Origin of the sequence: Bacillus cereus group sp. MYBK14-1 (assembly GCF_051916885.1) — a bacterium.
GTDB lineage: Bacteria > Bacillota > Bacilli > Bacillales > Bacillaceae_G > Bacillus_A > Bacillus_A cereus.
In genome coordinates, this window is sequence record NZ_JBQAHM010000002.1 from 68,616 (window position 1) to 85,712 (window position 17,097).

Genomic DNA, 17,097 nt, shown 5'->3' on the forward strand with positions numbered 1-17,097 from the left:
AAACATATAAAACTAAATTATTTTTTCAGCTCATTAGGAATACGTCTTCTGTAAATTACATAGCTACGGCTTATATATTTAATTGGGGCACTAAATACGTGTACCAGTCTAGTAAATGGCCATACTGCGAAAAGCCCCATTCCCGCAAGAATATGAATTTTAAACCATACTGGTACTTCCATCATATATTCAACTTTCGGTTGGAAAATAAAGAGACTTCGGAACCAAGGGCCAATTGTTGTACGATAATCAAATCCTTTTGAATCGATATTTAAAAATGTTGAAGAAAGTCCTGCTAGCATTACGATAAGTAATAAAATAAGCGCAATATAATCTCCCTTTGTACTCGTTGCAATGATACGTTTTACAGTTACGCGGCGGTACGTTAATATAATTAAACCGATGATAGAAGCAACACCTGCCGGAAGCCCAAAACTAATTGCTACTACATGATACATATGCTCAGAAATACCTATTGAACGGTATACAGCTTCTGGAATTAAAATCCCCATAACATGACCGCCAATTACGAACATAATCCCAAAGTGGAATAATAGACTTCCGATTCGGAGCATTTTCTTTTCTAATAGTTCACTAGATTTTGATGTCCATCCAAATTGATCATAGTTGTATCTAAAAATATGTCCACCGATAAAGATTGCAAAAATGATATAGGGAAACAATACCCATAGAAATTGATCCATCATTTTAACAACTCTCCTTTCTAATTTGTCTGTACACCCCATGTATCGATAGCGAGTAGAACAGCCGCAAGAATTGGTTCATACATACTACCTGCTTCTTTTAACTGAACGTGTAATGCTTGTATGTTCTCCTTGTATTTACTCATAATTGGTTCACTGTCTTGCTCATTTGCATTTGCAAAAAACTCAAGCAATAGCGGTAAATAATCAGGTAATTCTTTATCTGTTACTTCAAAACCTGATTTTTTATAATGCTGCTTTAACTCTAGTAATTCAATCCCTCTTTCTCTTTGTTCACCAGTGTTCATATACGTTAAATACATATTCGTCTTTTTACCAAAATCAAATGTATATACGTAACCATCAATGAGTTGATCGTTCGTTTTATTTAGCGCTTGTTTTATAAATGCTGTAAGTGAAGCTTTAACATCGTCCTGTTCAATCGCTTCCATCTCTTCTTGTAATTCAGTTAAAGTTTCTCTCCACCCGATTTCTGGGTAGGAAAGAAGAAATGAAGAACATGAAAAAGCAGTTTGTAAACTTTGTTTCATATTTTTCCGCCCCCATTATTTAAGAAATTGTCATACAAGAGCCTGGACCACCTGCGAATGATAAACCACAGCTTCCTTGTTCACTATATAAATCTGCAACTTGTTCTCTGTGAGATGTCGGGATAACAAAACGATCTTTATATTTTGCGATAGCAAGAAGACGATACATATCTTCTACATCCTGTTTCGTTAAGCCAAGTTCTTTTAATACAGCTTCATTTGGTTCTTTATTAATTTGCATTGCTCTCATATGCGTTCGCATAACAGCCATTTTTTTCAATGTAAGACGAATATGTGATTCATCTCCTGCAGTGAGTAAATTCGCTAAATATTGAATTGGAATACGCATATTATCAATAGCAGGGAAAATCTCTTCTGCTTGCCAGTTACTACCTTTTCCCTCCACCATATTCATAATTGGGCTAAGCGGCGGGATATACCAAACCATTGGCATTGTACGATACTCTGGGTGAAGAGGTAGAGCAATTTTCCAATCGATAATCATTTTATAGATTGGTGACTGTTGTGCCGCTTTAATCCATTCTTCAGGAATGCCTTGTTTTTTCGCTTCAGCTGCCACTTCTGGATCATTTGGATCTAGGAAAACAGTAAGCTGAGATTCATATAAATCTTTTTCGTCTTCAACAGACGCTGCTTCTTTTACTTTATCAGCGTCATATAGCATTACCCCAATATATCTGATACGTCCTACACATGTTTCTGAACAAATTGTTGGCATACCAGCCTCAATACGTGGGAAACACATTGTACATTTTTCAGCTTTATTCGTTTGCCAGTTAAAATACACTTTTTTATATGGACAAGATGATACGCAGAATCTCCAAGCACGACATGCATTTTGATCCACAAGTACAATCCCGTCTTCTTCACGTTTATACATTGCACCAGATGGACAAGATGATACGCACGATGGATTCATACAATGTTCGCATATGCGTGGTAAATACATCATAAAGACGTTTTCAAAATCTGTTTTAATTTCTTCTTCCATTTTCTTTACGTTCGGATCTTGTAATCCTGTTATATGTCCGCCTGCTAAATCGTCCTCCCAGTTTGGACCCCATTCAATTTTGTCGATAAATTCGCCTGTAATTGCTGATTTCGGACGAGCAACTGGTTGATGTTTACGCTGTGGGCTATTTGTTAATGTTTCATAATCATAATTCCAAGGTTCAAAGTAATCATCAATTGTTGGTTGATCTGGATTGTGGAAAATGTTCATAAGACGTTTCATTTTCGAACCAGATTTCAGCTGAATTTCACCATTTTTCAATTCCCAGCCGCCTTTATATTTATCCTGATCTTCCCATTGTTTCGGATAACCAATTCCAGGTTTTGTTTCTACGTTATTGAAGTACATATATTCAGCACCTGGACGATTTGTCCAGGTGTTTTTGCACGTTACGCTACAAGTATGGCAGCCGATGCATTTATCTAGGTTCATTACCATTCCGACTTGTGCTTTAATCTTCAAGCCAATCTACCTCCTTCAGTTTGCGAATTACAACGTTTAAATCGCGCTGGTTCCCAGTCGGACCATAATAGTTAAATCCATAACTTAATTGACCGTATCCACCAATCATATGTGTCGGTTTTACGTGAATTCGAGTTGGACTATTATGCGTTCCCCCGCGGTTACTTGTTAATTTCGTACCAGGTACGTTAATGTGACGATCTTGCGCATGGTGCATAAATGCCATTCCTCTCGGTATACGATGCGTTACAACAGCACGCGCTACAACAACACCGTTACGATTAAAGCACTCAATCCAATCATTATCTGCAACACCCGCTTCAGCAGCGTCCTCTTTATTCATCCAAACAGTTGGACCACCTCTAAATAGCGTTAACATCGGTAATGAATCGAAGTACATACTATGAATCGACCACTTATTATGCGGTGTTAAATAGTTTAGTGTAATCTCTTTCCCTTCTACTTCGGGCCGTGATTTACGGAACGGTTTATGTTGCAGAATTGGTTTAAATGTTGCCATCGTTTCACCAAATTCTTTCATCATGTCATGGTCTAAGTAGAAAGATTGTCGACCAGTTATCGTTCTCCAAGGGATAAGACGTTCCACATTTGTTGTAAATGGTGAGTAACGGCGTCCACCTTTTTCAGAACCTGTGAAGGCTGGAGAAGTAATTACTGTTTTTGGCTGTGCTGTAATTTGTTCAAATGTGAAGCATTCTTCTTCACGTTCTTCTGCTAAATCACGTAGTTTTAAATCCGTTTGTTTTTCAAGTGCTTCCCATGCTTTTACAGCCATATGACCATTTGTTGTAGAAGAAAGTGTTAATACTGCCTCAGCAGCATTTATTGCTTCTTTAATGTCTGGGCAACCTTTCGCAATAGTATCCGTTCGAACAACTCCTAATTTGCTCTTTAATTGCTCATACTCTTTTTCTGCTGACCAAGAGATCCCTTTCGTACCAATCGGTTGTTTTCCGGCATTTGGTCCAAGTGCTGTCATTTTGTCATAAATCGTTTTATAATCCCTTTCAACAACATGAATTTGTGGCATCGTTTTACCCGGGATTGGTTCACATTCACCTTTACTCCAATCTTTAATCTTGCCAAGTGGTTGCGCTAATTCTTGCGGTGTATCATGAAGAAGTGGTGTTGCAACAACTTCTTTCATTGGTTCAAGATCTATTTTCTTCGCTAAATCTGACACAGCTTTAGAAAGTGAAGTGAAAATATTCCAGTCAGAGCGTGCTTCCCACGGTGAACCGATTGCTGGATTAAAAGGATGCACAAATGGATGCATATCTGTACTACTTAAATCATGTTTTTCGTACCAAGTTGAAGCTGGTAATACGATATCAGAATACAGTGCTGTTCCAGCCATACGGAAATCTAAATTAATGAGTAAATCAAGCTTCCCTTCTGGCGCTTCTTCATGCCACTTAATTTCTTCTGGTCGTAATGAATCACTGTCGTCATTCATTAACCCGTTTGTTGTACCTAATAAATGTTTTAAGAAATATTCATGTCCTTTACCAGAACTCGAAATTAAATTTGCACGCCATACGAATAAGTTGCGCGGGAAGTTGTTTTTGTTATCTGGATCTTCAATCGCAAATTTCAGTTCTTTTTCTTTTAATTTTTGTGCAACATATTTTCCGATTTCTTCTTGCGTTGTTGCACCAGCAGCAACAGCCTCCTTATATAATTCAATTCCATTTCTCTCAAATGTCGGATAAGAAGGTAACCAGCCAAGTCGTGCAGCTAATACGTTGTAATCACCATGATGTTGATAACGAGAGTTTCCTTCCACTGGTGATGCTAAATGTCCAACAGGTGTATCTTCATAACGCCATTGATCTGTTACGAAATAGAAGAAGGATGTACCATTTTGTAATTTCGGTGGCCCTTGCCAATCTTTTGCCATCGCGATTGTTTGCCACCCTTCCGCTGGTCGTAATTTTTCTTGACCAACGTAATGCGCCCAACCACCGCCGTTTACTCCTTGTGCTCCGACGAGAAGTACAAGATTTAAAACTGCGCGATAAATCGTATCTGAGTTAAACCAATGGTTAATACCAGCTCCGACAATAATCATTGAGCGACCGTTCGTATCAACAGCATTTTGTGCGAACTCACGAGCGATTTGAATGATTAGCTCTCGTTTCACTCCTGTTATTTTCTCTTGCCATGCAGGTGTAAATGGTACATCATCATTGAAGTCTTTCTGTTCTTGTCCGCCGAGCCCTCGGTTCACACCGTAATTTGCTAACGTTAAGTCGTATACAGTTGTAACGAACACTTCGCCTTCTTCTGTCATAACCTTTTTCACTGGAATTGTACGTTCTAATACTTTGTTTCCATCATCAGAGAAGTACGGAATTTGTACAGTTCCAATCGATTCTTCCATTCCAAGTAAAGAAAGACGTGGATCAATCTTTTCACCTGTTTCTTCATCTTCTAAACGCAAGTTCCATTTCTTTTCGTTATCCCAACGTGAGCCCATTGTGCCATGAGGTGTTGCAAAATCATTCGTGTTCTCGTTCCAAAGAACAGGTTTCCATTCTCCTAACTTCGTTTCGCGTCCAATATCAGCAGCGTTTAAGAAACGATCAGCAACGAATTGATCTCCTTTTTGTTTCAATGTGACAAAGAAAGGAAAATCAGTATATTGCTTCGCATACTTTGTGAAATATTCCACTTGATTATCTACGTAAAACTCTTGTAAAATCACATGCCCCATTGCCATCGCAAGTGCACCATCTGTACCTTGTTTCACACTAATCCAATCATCCGCAAACTTTGTAGATTCAGCGAAGTCAGGACTGACAGAAACGACTTTCGTTCCTTTATATCGAACCTCTGCTAAAAAGTGAGCATCTGGTGTTCTCGTCATCGGTACATTTGAACCCCATGTCATAATGTAACCAGAGTTATACCAGTCACTACTTTCTGGTACATCTGTTTGATCACCCCAAATTTGCGGAGAAGCTGGTGGTAAATCTGCGTACCAATCATAGAAACTAAGCATTGGTCCACCCATAAGTTGCATAAAGCGACTACCAGCTGCATGACTTAACATCGACATAGCTGGAATTGGCGAGAAACCAACATTTCGGTCTGGACCGTATTTCAATACTGTGTATAGTAATGAAGCAGAAACAAGTTGTAACACTTCATCCCAATTCGCACGAATGAATCCCCCTTTACCACGCGCCTGCTTATACGTACGTGCTTTTTCAGGGTTTTCCACAATGCTTTTCCAAGCGCCTAATGGGGACTCGTTATTTTGTAATTCTTCTTGCCACATATTCCAAAGAACACCACGTACATACGGATATTTCACACGAAGCGGACTATAAATGTACCAAGAAAAACTCGCTCCACGTGGACATCCTCGTGGTTCAAAATCAGGCATGTCAGGACCTGTCGTTGGATAGTTAAGCTCCTGTCCTTCCCAAGTCACAATTCCATCTTTCACATATATATTCCAACTACATGAGCCAGTACAGTTTACGCCATGTGTAGAACGAATTACTTTATCATGCTGCCAACGCTTTCTGTACACATTTTCCCATTCGCGATCTTCATATGTTTCTTGTGTATGATTATCGTTATAACGATCTATTGGTGAAAAATATTTTAAACGTCTCATTAGTGCTGAAGGTTTTTTCTTCATACTGTTCACTCCTTTAATACGTCTCTCTTACATACCCTTACTATAAGAGAGGTTGTAAAATACAGATGTGACATTTCGCACAGTTCAAGAGATTGTCAAAAATTCAGTAGAAAATAAGTTTGTGAGAAAATCTTGTGTTCCGTTGTGAAGATTATGGTTAATCTTAATTATTAGGAGAATGGTATTTTGAGGTATCGACTATTTTGCAAAAGAAAAAGAGTTTTGATATTATTTCAAAACTGCCATAAGGAAAAGAGTATAAATTGTATGTAAAAATATTTTTCCCAATGTTATTATTTTATATCGAGTCTTATTTTACATAAAACTACAAATCATTATTTACTGTATTGCCCTTAGTTACGGAAACAATTATACTAGATGTAATTGAAATAAATAATCTGAATATTCTCAGAATTTAAGTTAGACCTTTACTATCTACATATAGAATTAGAAATATGTCCACTAAATTGATTAGAAAACGATAATAACATTAGGAGGATTACGATGCCCCAGCTTGATTCATTACATCCCACTGTAGAAAAAATAATCAATAATATTGAAAAAATAATGGTCGGAAAACGAAAAGAAACAATCTTAGCTTTGACAGCTCTCTTAGCTGAAGGTCATGTGCTATTAGAAGATGTTCCTGGTGTCGGGAAAACAATGCTAGTACGTGCTCTTTCTAAATCCATTGATGCTGATTATAAGCGAATTCAATTTACACCTGATTTATTGCCGTCAGATGTAACAGGAGTTTCTATTTATAATCCGAAAGAGCTCCAATTTGAGTTCAAGCCTGGACCAATTATGGGGAATTTTGTACTTGCTGATGAAATTAATCGTACATCTCCAAAGACACAATCTGCTTTACTTGAATGTATGGAAGAAGGCAATATTACAATAGATGGTATTACAAGACCTTTACCAAAGCCGTTCTTTGTCATGGCTACACAAAATCCGGTCGAATATGAAGGAACATATTCTCTACCAGAAGCTCAGCTCGATCGTTTCTTATTGAAACTAAAAATGGGATATCCTACACCAGAGGAAGAATTTGAAATTTTAAACCGGATGGAAAAAACAAATCCACTCTCTCAATTACAGACCATTACTACAATAGAAGAATTAATTTATTTACAACAAAACGTACGGGTAGTAAGTATGGACAAAGCAATTAAGCATTACATTGTAAAGCTTGTTAATCAGACTCGTACGTACAGTTCTATACAGTTAGGTGCAAGTCCACGTGGCTCGATTGCTTTAATGAAAGCTTCACAAGCTTATGCATTTATCCATGGCAGGAATTATGTTATTCCAGACGATGTTAAATTTTTAGCTCCTTACGTTTTAGCACATAGACTCATTCTAAAAATGGAAGCAAAATTTGAAGGAATAACAGGAGAACAAGTTATCGGAAAAATCGTTGCACGAACTACCGTGCCTACTCAAAGGACGATGAATCCTTGATGAAACGAATGCTACGAGCGCTATATCACGTTATGAAGTTATTGCTACTCCCTTTATGTCTAGTCTTAACATTTATGTACGCTATGCTTCAAGGAGGGTTTGTCAGTTGGTTTTTGTTTTACAGCATAATTCCCATTGCTCTTTATTCGCTACTACTCCCCTTCTACGCTTTACGGGACGCTGAAGTAAAACGAATAACAAACCAAAATGGATATGTAGTAGGAGAACAATTTGTAAGCACGATTACAATAAAAAGAAAACTTCCTTTCCCCTTACTTTATTTAGTTATAGAAGATGAACTGCCATCACAATTTATAAGTTGTAAACAAACAAAGATGAATAAGGTAGTACTCTTCCCAGGATTGAAACGAAATATTTCGTTTCAATATGTTATTGACACAATCCCTAGAGGCGAGCACACTTTTTCAAGCGTTCGTGTCAAAACCGGCGATTTATTCGGCATGATAGAGAAAGAAGTAACTTTTTCAGTTCCAGATACATTTTTAGTCTATCCCCAGTATGTAGATATAGCATATCGACAATTGGAAAATCATTTCGAACAAGGAGCGCTTTCAGCAAATATAAATTCAGCAAAAGACTCTACAATCTCTGTCGGTGTCAGAGACTATAAACCTGGTGATCGCTTTTCATGGATTGATTGGAAAGCAACTGCACGAACAAACAATATTATGACAAAAGAGTTTGAACAGCAGCGCAGCCATAATGTCATGATATTCATAGACAGAACCGAGTCTCCTCTATTCGAATCAGTCGTCACATTTACTGCCTCTATCGTAAGGACTGTCTTGAAACAAAATTCACCAGCATCATTCGTGTCTATCGGAAAAGAACAAACTATCTTCCCTTTAGACAATGGATATACGCAGTTACAACAAATCCTTTGTCATTTAGCAAAAGTGCAAGCAGACAGTGTATTCCCGCTCTCCCAGAGTGTAGACATGGAACTAAGAAAAATTTATGAGCCCGTCACGGTTATACTCGTGACCAGTAATCTTTCTCCCGATATTCAAAAGGCGGCTGATTGTGCTGCTATAAAAAATAGAAAATGTATGGTTTTTGTCGTGAAAGAAAAAGCGAATCAACTTTCACACCGAGAAATCAGTATAATAGAAACTCTAAAAAAACGACAAATATTTGTAAACACGGTTTATGAAAACCGGTATACAAACGTGTTTTTTGAGGTGAGCAAATGATAACATTACAAACAAAATACAAGTGGGATACGAACAGATTCTTTATGCATGCATGTGTATTTCTTCTTTTACTAGAATGGCTAAGACCTCTTATAGGCATTACAAATGTAGGTAGATTAGATATTTTCGTAACATTTATAGGAATTTGCTTCGCTCTCTCTTTTTTTCAGACGAGGTGGCAGATTCCAATAAAAATTGTCACAGTCCTATTTATCATTCATTCCCTATATTATAAAAATGCTTTTATAAATCCATCTTGGCTAACAACATTCTTTTCTGATATGTCTCGAAATTCCTCCCTATTTTTCCAAGGGAATTTACTAGATATTTCTCCAGTTTTTCCGACGGTTTTATTTTTTCTCTCATTTTGGTTTTTGAGTTCTTTCACTTCATTTTGGATTATTCATAAAAAACGTGGGTTTCTATTTCTTGTATTGACAATTATTTATATCGCAACTTTTCATAACTTACATTTATACAATGCAAACTACGCTATTATTCGAACTGTTGTCATCGGATTTTTTATGCTTAGTCTTCTTCAAGTAGAACGAATAAAAGAGCGTGAACACTTACAAAATTATGCTAGGGAAATCTCAAAATTACTTAGACCACTTACAATATTTATTGTATTATTAGTAACCATCGCATACTTTGCTCCAAAATTTGGCCCTCAATGGCCAAACCCAATGGATTTTTTAAAATTCAACACATCTGAAGCAAGTAAAGAACAAAAAGTTTCTACAATTGGGTATGGTTTAGATGACTCGCGATTAGGTGGTCCTTTTAAGGCGGATCCTACAATTGTTTTCACAGCACGAACGCAAAACAAACACTATTGGAGAGTAGAAACAAAAGATTTCTATACAGGAAAAGGCTGGGAAATTTCTGAAAATCCGAAAAAGATTTCTTTTAAAAATAAAAACGACGTCGTAAGCTGGTACGAACAAAATACAAAAACGGAAACGACTGAGGCAACAATTACCATGCAAAAAAGTTACCCTCACCTTACCTATCCAGCAGGATTAGTATCAGTTGAGGCTTCTTCTGATGTATCATACAGTGTTGACCCGTTTTCAGAAAAAATTTATACAATGAATGAAGACTCTTCTACTACTTTACATTCGTATAAAGTAACATATGAGATCCCTGAGTTTTCCATAGAAAACTTGAAAGCTGTAAAAACAAATGAAGGTCAAGAAACAAACCCTTATTTTATGACAAAGTACACACAACTTCCCGAGTCATTACCACAGCGCGTAAAAGACTTGGCTGTCAATCTTACAAATGATAAAGACAACCGATATGATAAAGTATTAGCTATTGAAAATTACTTCACAGACAACTCTTTTACATACGAATCAACGAATGTCTTATTCCCTGCCAAAAGCCAAGATTATGTAGATCAATTCCTTTTCGATACAAAAAGTGGCTACTGTAATAATTTTTCGACGTCTATGATTGTACTACTTCGTTCTGCCGGGATTCCTGCTCGCTGGGTAAAAGGCTATACAGAAGGAACTCTTGACAATACACTTGCCTCTGCAGAAGGTGCGGATGTTTATACAATCACGAACGATAACGCACACTCTTGGGTCGAAGTATATTTCCCAGGATACGGATGGATTCCATTCGAACCAACAAAAGGATTTACCAATCCCTATAATTTTATAAATAATACACCTGCTCCTATTTCACAAAATAGCGAAGCAAATAATTCTAATAACGAGCAAATACAACAACGAAATAATGAAGCAAAACTTAAAAGTTTAATAGAAAATACAGAAGAAGCTTCTACTAAAAAGGTCACAAATTCTAAAACTAGTTTTTCTTGGTGGTACGTATTCCTCTCTACGATACTAATTAGTATTATAGGATACATTCTCTTCACCACTAGAATGAAATGGATGACATTTCTTATTATTCATTTCTATAAATACCGAAAAAATGATGCTGTTTATCAAAAAGCTTACGGTGCACTTTTAAAACAATTTGCGAGAATTGGCATACCACGGAGTGAAAGTCAAACATTCCGAGAATACGCTCTCCATATCGATACACTTTACAACTCGGCCGATATGCAACAACTTACTGCCAGTTATGAGAACGCTATGTATAAACAGGAGCAGGCTGCAGAAGAATGGAAGAAATCTGTACACTTATGGGAAGTGCTTATGAAAAAAGCAGCTTCTCTGCCTAAATCAGATGGCTTTGATACAGTTATTTAATCTTGAAAATATGAGTTTAAAGAAAACGTCTCAAAGAACTACATTGTTCTTTGAGACGTTTTTTAATAAAGTGAAACTCCTAATTATTCTCCAAGTACCTTCTCAATCTCAACTTCTAAATCTACCGGCTTCGTCTGCGGCGCAAAACGCCCTACTACTTTCCCGTCTTTTCCGATTAAAAACTTCGTAAAATTCCATTTCACTGCTTTCATACCGAGTAAACCTGGTGCTTGTTCTGTCATGTATGTATATAAAGGATGAGCCTTATCACCTTTCACATCAACCTTTGCAAACATCGGGAAGTTTACACCGTAGTTTAATTCACAAAAACTAGTAATGTCCGCTTCTGTACCTGGTTCTTGTCCCCCGAATTGGTTACAAGGAAATCCGAGTATTTCGAGTCCTTGGTCTTTATATTTATCATATACCTCTTGTAATCCTTTATATTGTGGTGTGAAACCACATTTGCTAGCTACATTGACAATAAGAAGTGCTTTTCCTTTGTAATCTTTTAACGATTTTTCTTCACCTGTAATTGTTTTAGCTGAAAAATCATAAACTGTCATTGTCTTTGCCCCTCTCTTCACTATCATTCTATGTTTATACTATACTACATTCGTGAATATACAGCTCTTATTACGTACTTATAAGTTGTAATGATAGCGCTTTATTTCTGTTCGAAAATTCGACACAAACTACTAGACTTTTATGATGGAAAGTTTTACAATTGAAATGTGAACAAAATGTGACAGTTTATATTCCATTATAAAAGAAAAGGATGGTGTTCATTATGAAAACTGCACAACATGAAACGATTTCAAATCGCGAGTTTTATTTCGTACTATATATGATGTTATTGTATGTTACTGGCTGGGTAATCGATGTAAATGGTTTATTCTTAAGCTCCTACTTTAATTTAGCAGGAGAGATTATGCTTCCATTAGTAGGCGGGATTGTTGGACTATTCATTATGTCTATTAATAAACAACAAACGAAATAATAATATTACAAAAAGGCAGAAGACGAGCTTCGTTTTCTGCCTTTTTTCTATTTTAGCGTATAATAAAAACATGCAGTATATAAGGAGTGGTAACTATGAAAAAAGTAGAGCAATTATCTTCTCACCTATATCTTATTGATGATTTCGATTTACAGCATAATGAACGAACAGGTACGTACGTTTTATTAGGTGACGATATTACTTTAATTGAAACTTGTGCAGCCCCTTCTCTTCCGTATATTTTAGACGGCTTACAACAATTACATATTGATTTAAACGATGTTAAAAACATTATCGTTACACATGTGCATTTAGATCACGCTGGCGCAGCTGGTTTAATGATGGAACAGTGTCCAAATGCTACGTTATATGTGCATTCTCGTGGTGCTCGTCATATGATTGATCCAACAAAACTTATTTTAGGTGCAAAAGCTGTCTACAAAGAAGATTTCGATAAACTCTTTTACCCAATTCTTCCAATTGAAGAAGAACGTGTTCATATTGTACAACATGGTGATACGTTAAAAATTGCAAAAGACCGCACCCTTACATTTTATGATACACCAGGACATGCGAAGCACCATATTAGCATTCACGATTCATTAACAAACGGGATTTTTACTGGCGATACAATTGGAATTTATTATAGAGAACTCGCAGACGTTGATGTAGAGTTATATCTACCATCAACGTCCCCTTCACAATTCCAACCAGATGCGATGATTGCTTCTAAAAATCACATTCAAAGCATGAATGTAGATACTATTTATTTCGGTCATTACGGCGCATCCTCTCATGTTACAGAAGTATACAATCAATTGGAACATTGGCTACCTATTTTCGTTCAGACTGGTAAGGAAGTCTTTAACAAGTATAATGATTTCGATGAAGCGACTAAAGCTTTACAAACTTTGTTAATGGATAAAATCTCTTCTCATCTTACAAAGTTAAACGTTCCATCAGATCATTCCGTTTATAATATTTTACATTTAGATATAGAAATTAGCGCAATGGGCATTATTGATTATTTCACGAAGCAAGAAAAAGCAAACTCCACTATTAACTAACAGTAAAAGAAGAGATATACAACAGTAGTTATTGTATATCTCTTCTTTTTTTGAATATATTTTGAGTAAAGGATGGTGGAATATAATGCAAAAATTGATGCTATACCTCTGCTTCACATTATTTATCGTCTTATTATTATTTGTAGGAGTAAAAATTCAATTTTATTTAGATACAGATGCACAAGTGAACTTTAACGTTTATCCAAGATTATTCTACTTTACACTCTTCCCTCTTATAGTTGGCATTTTATTACGATTCCTTCAATCTATTAATCGCGAAACGAGTAAACAAAACTGGAGCTTTCAACCGGATAAATTTATTGCTATTACAGTGCCTACACTATTCATTTCCTTTTCCCCAGCACTACTCTTTTCACCACTTGCCGAATACCTACCTTATTTAGTTAATATTATTCTAATAAATACAACTTTTGTTACGATTATTAGTTTAATAGCTGGTTATTCCCTTTTAGATTGTTTTATACAAAAGGACAATGCAACGATGAAAAAATATAATTGAATACTTTATTTTCTTTCAATAAAAAAAGCTCGAAGCTAAAGCTTTGAGCTTTTTACTTATCGCACCTTTTCATTTACATACTCCATAAACTGCTCTGCTTTAATAAATCTTTCTTTGTACGCCTCAGGTACTTCTTCTATTTTTATTGCACCAGTTGATTTTATCTTCACTCGTACTATTTCATGTGTCATTAAAGCTTCCATATAGCGATCAAACTCTTCTTGCGTTAATACTTCTTTACTAGATTTATGACCATTTAATTTATCAAAGTATGGTTGAAGGCCCATACTTACCTTTTTCATTTCTTCTCTTTTTGCTGGTGATAATCCATCATAATCTATATTACCATTCGAATCTCCGTACGCAAGCTTTGCATTAGTTAATTTTTTCAGTTCTTTTGTAAACTCTTCATATTCCTTCGCACCCATTTCATCTTTCGCTTCTGATAATTTTGCATTAAAACGCATGTACGTTTCTAATGTCATTGCTCCGGCATGTTTTTTTAAATTCTCAAAAGATCCATATATACCATCCGCCATAATAGATTGGTACGCAAAACCTGTCGTCGGGATTAAAAGAGCTGCTGCAAGTACTCCTGCGATAAGGCGTTTCTTCCTCTTACTCCCGCCGTGCTTCATTTTTATTTGCACGATTACTTTTTCTTTTAAATCCGGCGGGGCAACAATACCCTTTGCTTCTTCTTGTATAGATTCCCTAACTCTACAATCTAAACTCATTTCACATTCCCTACCTCTCCTAAAAAAATTTCTTCTACTTGCTCTTTTTGACGTAGTTTCTTTAATGCCGCATGAATTCTAGATTTCACTGTACCGATTGGAATATGTAATATTTGTGCTACTTCTTCTTGTGAATAATCGTGTAAGTATCCTAAGATAATAACTTGTTTCAATTTATACGGTAATTTATGAATGAGTTCGATTAGTTTTTGGTTTGATATTTTACTTACAACATCGTTAGAAAAATCAATTTGCACTGGCTTTCTTTGCTCTTCTGCTTTTTTTATAATTCGTAGTCGCATCCACCTCTTTCTTCTATAAGAATGAATTTGTTTAATCACAAGCCCAATTAGCCAAGGGCGAAATGGCTTCTCGCTATCATATTTACGAAGCGATTCATATAGCTGTATGTATACTTCTTGAACGACATCATCTACATCCGTTTTATCTTCAATTAAAAAATGTGCTGTTTTATATACTTCTTGAATCGTTACATCATACAATTCGCTATACGCTTCTTTATTGCCTGATAAAGTTAATTGAATTAAATGTGCGTAATCTATTTCACCCTTCATATTCCAGCCCTCCTTTGTCTTACACTATATATTGGCAGGTAATTCATATTTCGTTCGATTTTTCCGAAAAAGTTTTTTATATAAATTAATATAATGATCCACTGAGTTCATAAGCTTCACTTATAACCACACATAACTATTATATAATTTTCCAATTTCTGATAAAGATTTAAAATAATTTATATAGTCAAATTTAGGAGGACATATAATGAAAGCTATCGTTGTAACGTCGTTCGGTGGTCCTGAAGTGATGAAATATACAGATTTTGATATACCGGCTATTTCAGAAGATCAAGTTTTAATTCGCGTAGTTGCTACTAGTGTAAATTTCGCTGATATTAAATCACGTTATGGCAACAAAGGAAATAAAGCACTACCTTTTATTCCAGGTATAGATGCCACTGGTATTGTAGAACGTGTCGGTTCTCATGTGAAAAATATTCACCCTGGACAACGTGTCATTGCTTTTCCTCAAAATGGATCTTACGCAGAATACGTTGTTGCAAATGAAAATCTTACTTTCGTTTTACCCCATGAAGTCGACTTTCAAACTGCAGCTGCTTGTCCGATCGTATCTTTTACAAGCTATAATTTACTCGCTAATGTTGCAAGGATTCAAAAAGGTGAATCTGTACTCATTCATGCAGCTGCTGGCGGGATTGGTACTACAGCAATTCAACTTGCAAAACTATTAGGGGCTAGGATAGTTATCGGTACTGTCGGAAGTGAAACGAAAAGAAAAATCGCTTTAGATGCTGGAGCTGATTATGTAATTTGTCATCAAGCTGAAGATTTTGTAGAGAAAGTCAATGGGCTGACAAACGGAGAAGGAGTGAATATCATTTTGGACTCTATTTCTGGAACTGTTTCTGAAAGAAGTTTAAACTGCCTTGCTTATTACGGTCGCCTCGTTCATTTCGGTAATGCTAGCGGTGAAATTGGTAACTTTCAAACGAAAGATTTACATGCAAGTTGTCGCTCTATACTCGGTTTTAGCTTTGGAACCACACGAAAAAAGCGTCCTGAACTGCTCCAAGAAACTGCAAATGAAGTTTTCCGTTATTTGCGTGACGGACGTTTACAAATTAAGCCTACGAAATCTTTTCCACTTCAAAATGCAGGGAAAGCACATGAATGGGTCGAAAGTAGAAAAAGTACAGGGAAAGTAATACTAACTGTTTAGTCCTCTTCCTGAAATGAATACTGGAAACAGAGGTGGCATTCATGGGATCACGAATTATGCATGTTATTATCGCTAGTGGTATTGCTAAAAAACTATCAATTCACGATAAGACTTCTTTCTTACTTGGAGCTGTAGCCCCTGATGCTGTTCATTCAAAAAAAGAAAAAGGAACCTCACATTTTTATGCCGGTACAACGAAGAACTATACGAGAAGAATAGATTATGATTCATTTTTTCATAAATATGAATCACATATAGATTCCCCATTTATTTTAGGCTATTATACCCACCTCATTGCCGATGATAATTGGCTAAGTGGATTTTTTCTACCTTGGCTAAAAAATAGAATAGAGAATGACGAAACTATCGCACCCCTGTACTATAACGATTTTAAATTGTTAAATGCAAAGTTGCTTCATCATTACGATCAAGAACAACAGCTTTTCTCTCTTCTCAATCAAGAGGCTCACATTGTGGATATTGAAGAGGTTTCTAAAGAAAACGTTTTAGCTTTTCGAAAGTATCTTTTTGAAGATATGTTGTATCCAAAGCAACATTTGCATGAAGACTTACAGGTATTTACGTTTGACCAAATCGTTGGCTATATTGAGACAGCGATTGAAAAAGGAGTATTTTTTATTAAACAACTCTCTAATGAAAAATCCACTTCAAAAATTTAATCCCCC

The 17,097-nt window shown here is 36.1% G+C and carries 15 protein-coding genes; 8 read left to right on the plus strand and 7 right to left on the minus strand.

All coding sequences use genetic code 11. From position 1 onward, the window contains the following. Positions 1 to 17: 17 nt before the first annotated feature. From narI to ACTFR3_RS06360, 4 genes are read right to left on the minus strand one after another with little or no spacing between them, the layout of a single operon-like run. Positions 18 to 707, minus strand: a complete 690-nt coding sequence (gene narI, locus ACTFR3_RS06345; RefSeq protein WP_000969212.1) for a respiratory nitrate reductase subunit gamma — start codon at positions 705 to 707, stop codon at positions 18 to 20. A 17-nt stretch (positions 708 to 724) separates the two neighbouring features. After that, positions 725 to 1,255, minus strand: a complete 531-nt coding sequence (narJ, locus tag ACTFR3_RS06350; protein ID WP_025688299.1) for a nitrate reductase molybdenum cofactor assembly chaperone — start codon at positions 1,253 to 1,255, stop codon at positions 725 to 727. 19 nt (positions 1,256 to 1,274) lie between these two features. Then, positions 1,275 to 2,750, minus strand: coding sequence for a nitrate reductase subunit beta (narH, locus tag ACTFR3_RS06355; protein ID WP_025688298.1), 1,476 nt, complete (start codon positions 2,748 to 2,750; stop codon positions 1,275 to 1,277). After that, on the minus strand, positions 2,740 to 6,423 hold the full coding sequence (locus tag ACTFR3_RS06360) for a nitrate reductase subunit alpha (RefSeq protein ID WP_000729058.1): 3,684 nt from the start codon (positions 6,421 to 6,423) through the stop codon (positions 2,740 to 2,742). The genes narH and ACTFR3_RS06360 overlap by 11 nt, the downstream gene beginning before the upstream one ends. Before the next feature lie 504 nt (positions 6,424 to 6,927). Between ACTFR3_RS06360 and ACTFR3_RS06365 the strand changes: the two genes are divergently transcribed. The 3 genes from ACTFR3_RS06365 to ACTFR3_RS06375 are packed head-to-tail and all read left to right on the plus strand — an operon-like array spanning position 6,928 to position 11,329. Beyond that, a complete protein-coding gene (locus ACTFR3_RS06365; RefSeq protein ID WP_071740311.1) occupies positions 6,928 to 7,890 on the plus strand; it encodes an AAA family ATPase in 963 nt (320 codons plus the stop codon). Beyond that, positions 7,890 to 9,104, plus strand: a complete 1,215-nt coding sequence (locus ACTFR3_RS06370) for a DUF58 domain-containing protein (RefSeq protein WP_440044274.1) — start codon at positions 7,890 to 7,892, stop codon at positions 9,102 to 9,104. Before ACTFR3_RS06365 ends, ACTFR3_RS06370 begins: the two co-directional genes overlap by 1 nt. Further along, the gene (locus ACTFR3_RS06375) at positions 9,101 to 11,329 is read left to right on the plus strand and encodes a transglutaminaseTgpA domain-containing protein (protein WP_025688291.1); all 2,229 of its coding nucleotides are present in this window, start codon (positions 9,101 to 9,103) and stop codon (positions 11,327 to 11,329) included. Before ACTFR3_RS06370 ends, ACTFR3_RS06375 begins: the two co-directional genes overlap by 4 nt. Positions 11,330 to 11,412: 83 nt before the next feature. Here ACTFR3_RS06375 and bsaA read toward each other — a convergent pair whose 3' ends face one another. Continuing rightward, positions 11,413 to 11,895: a glutathione peroxidase gene (gene bsaA, locus ACTFR3_RS06380; RefSeq protein WP_000219440.1), complete on the minus strand. Its 483-nt coding sequence runs from the start codon at positions 11,893 to 11,895 to the stop codon at positions 11,413 to 11,415. Between the two features lie 224 nt (positions 11,896 to 12,119). Between bsaA and ACTFR3_RS06385 the strand changes: the two genes are divergently transcribed. From ACTFR3_RS06385 to ACTFR3_RS06395, 3 genes are all read left to right on the plus strand, one after another. Next, the gene (locus ACTFR3_RS06385; RefSeq protein ID WP_000844984.1) at positions 12,120 to 12,329 is read left to right on the plus strand and encodes a DUF3925 domain-containing protein; all 210 of its coding nucleotides are present in this window, start codon (positions 12,120 to 12,122) and stop codon (positions 12,327 to 12,329) included. 95 nt (positions 12,330 to 12,424) lie between these two features. Further along, complete coding sequence (locus ACTFR3_RS06390; protein WP_440044275.1) at positions 12,425 to 13,396, plus strand: MBL fold metallo-hydrolase; 972 nt, start codon at positions 12,425 to 12,427, stop codon at positions 13,394 to 13,396. A gap of 85 nt (positions 13,397 to 13,481) precedes the next feature. Then, positions 13,482 to 13,916, plus strand: coding sequence for a hypothetical protein (locus ACTFR3_RS06395; protein WP_001170914.1), 435 nt, complete (start codon positions 13,482 to 13,484; stop codon positions 13,914 to 13,916). Positions 13,917 to 13,972: 56 nt separating this feature from the next. Here the strand turns inward: ACTFR3_RS06395 and ACTFR3_RS06400 are convergent, their stop codons facing one another. Both ACTFR3_RS06400 and ACTFR3_RS06405 read right to left on the minus strand, forming a co-directional pair. Next, a complete protein-coding gene (locus tag ACTFR3_RS06400) occupies positions 13,973 to 14,653 on the minus strand; it encodes a DUF3600 domain-containing protein (RefSeq protein ID WP_440044276.1) in 681 nt (226 codons plus the stop codon). After that, positions 14,650 to 15,228, minus strand: coding sequence for a sigma-70 family RNA polymerase sigma factor (locus tag ACTFR3_RS06405; RefSeq protein ID WP_440044277.1), 579 nt, complete (start codon positions 15,226 to 15,228; stop codon positions 14,650 to 14,652). The genes ACTFR3_RS06400 and ACTFR3_RS06405 overlap by 4 nt, the downstream gene beginning before the upstream one ends. A gap of 208 nt (positions 15,229 to 15,436) precedes the next feature. Between ACTFR3_RS06405 and ACTFR3_RS06410 the strand changes: the two genes are divergently transcribed. Both ACTFR3_RS06410 and ACTFR3_RS06415 read left to right on the plus strand, forming a co-directional pair. Further along, the gene (locus tag ACTFR3_RS06410; protein WP_440044278.1) at positions 15,437 to 16,411 is read left to right on the plus strand and encodes a quinone oxidoreductase family protein; all 975 of its coding nucleotides are present in this window, start codon (positions 15,437 to 15,439) and stop codon (positions 16,409 to 16,411) included. Between the two features lie 41 nt (positions 16,412 to 16,452). Further along, positions 16,453 to 17,091: a zinc dependent phospholipase C family protein gene (locus ACTFR3_RS06415; protein ID WP_025688276.1), complete on the plus strand. Its 639-nt coding sequence runs from the start codon at positions 16,453 to 16,455 to the stop codon at positions 17,089 to 17,091. The last annotated feature ends 6 nt before the right edge of the window (positions 17,092 to 17,097 follow it).

Bases quoted from the DNA above. Each gene is read 5' to 3' on its own strand.
- bsaA (WP_000219440.1), bottom strand. From the start codon at position 11,895: ATGACAGTTTATGATTTTTCAGCTAAAACAATTACAGGTGAAGAAAAA.
- ACTFR3_RS06410 (WP_440044278.1), top strand. From the start codon at position 15,437: ATGAAAGCTATCGTTGTAACGTCGTTCGGTGGTCCTGAAGTGATGAAA.
- ACTFR3_RS06415 (WP_025688276.1), top strand. From the start codon at position 16,453: ATGGGATCACGAATTATGCATGTTATTATCGCTAGTGGTATTGCTAAA.
- ACTFR3_RS06385 (WP_000844984.1), top strand. From the start codon at position 12,120: ATGAAAACTGCACAACATGAAACGATTTCAAATCGCGAGTTTTATTTC.
- ACTFR3_RS06365 (WP_071740311.1), top strand. From the start codon at position 6,928: ATGCCCCAGCTTGATTCATTACATCCCACTGTAGAAAAAATAATCAAT.
- ACTFR3_RS06400 (WP_440044276.1), bottom strand. From the start codon at position 14,653: ATGAGTTTAGATTGTAGAGTTAGGGAATCTATACAAGAAGAAGCAAAG.
- ACTFR3_RS06405 (WP_440044277.1), bottom strand. From the start codon at position 15,228: ATGAAGGGTGAAATAGATTACGCACATTTAATTCAATTAACTTTATCA.
- ACTFR3_RS06395 (WP_001170914.1), top strand. From the start codon at position 13,482: ATGCAAAAATTGATGCTATACCTCTGCTTCACATTATTTATCGTCTTA.
- ACTFR3_RS06360 (WP_000729058.1), bottom strand. From the start codon at position 6,423: ATGAAGAAAAAACCTTCAGCACTAATGAGACGTTTAAAATATTTTTCA.
- ACTFR3_RS06370 (WP_440044274.1), top strand. From the start codon at position 7,890: ATGAAACGAATGCTACGAGCGCTATATCACGTTATGAAGTTATTGCTA.
- narI (WP_000969212.1), bottom strand. From the start codon at position 707: ATGATGGATCAATTTCTATGGGTATTGTTTCCCTATATCATTTTTGCA.
- ACTFR3_RS06390 (WP_440044275.1), top strand. From the start codon at position 12,425: ATGAAAAAAGTAGAGCAATTATCTTCTCACCTATATCTTATTGATGAT.
- ACTFR3_RS06375 (WP_025688291.1), top strand. From the start codon at position 9,101: ATGATAACATTACAAACAAAATACAAGTGGGATACGAACAGATTCTTT.
- narJ (WP_025688299.1), bottom strand. From the start codon at position 1,255: ATGAAACAAAGTTTACAAACTGCTTTTTCATGTTCTTCATTTCTTCTT.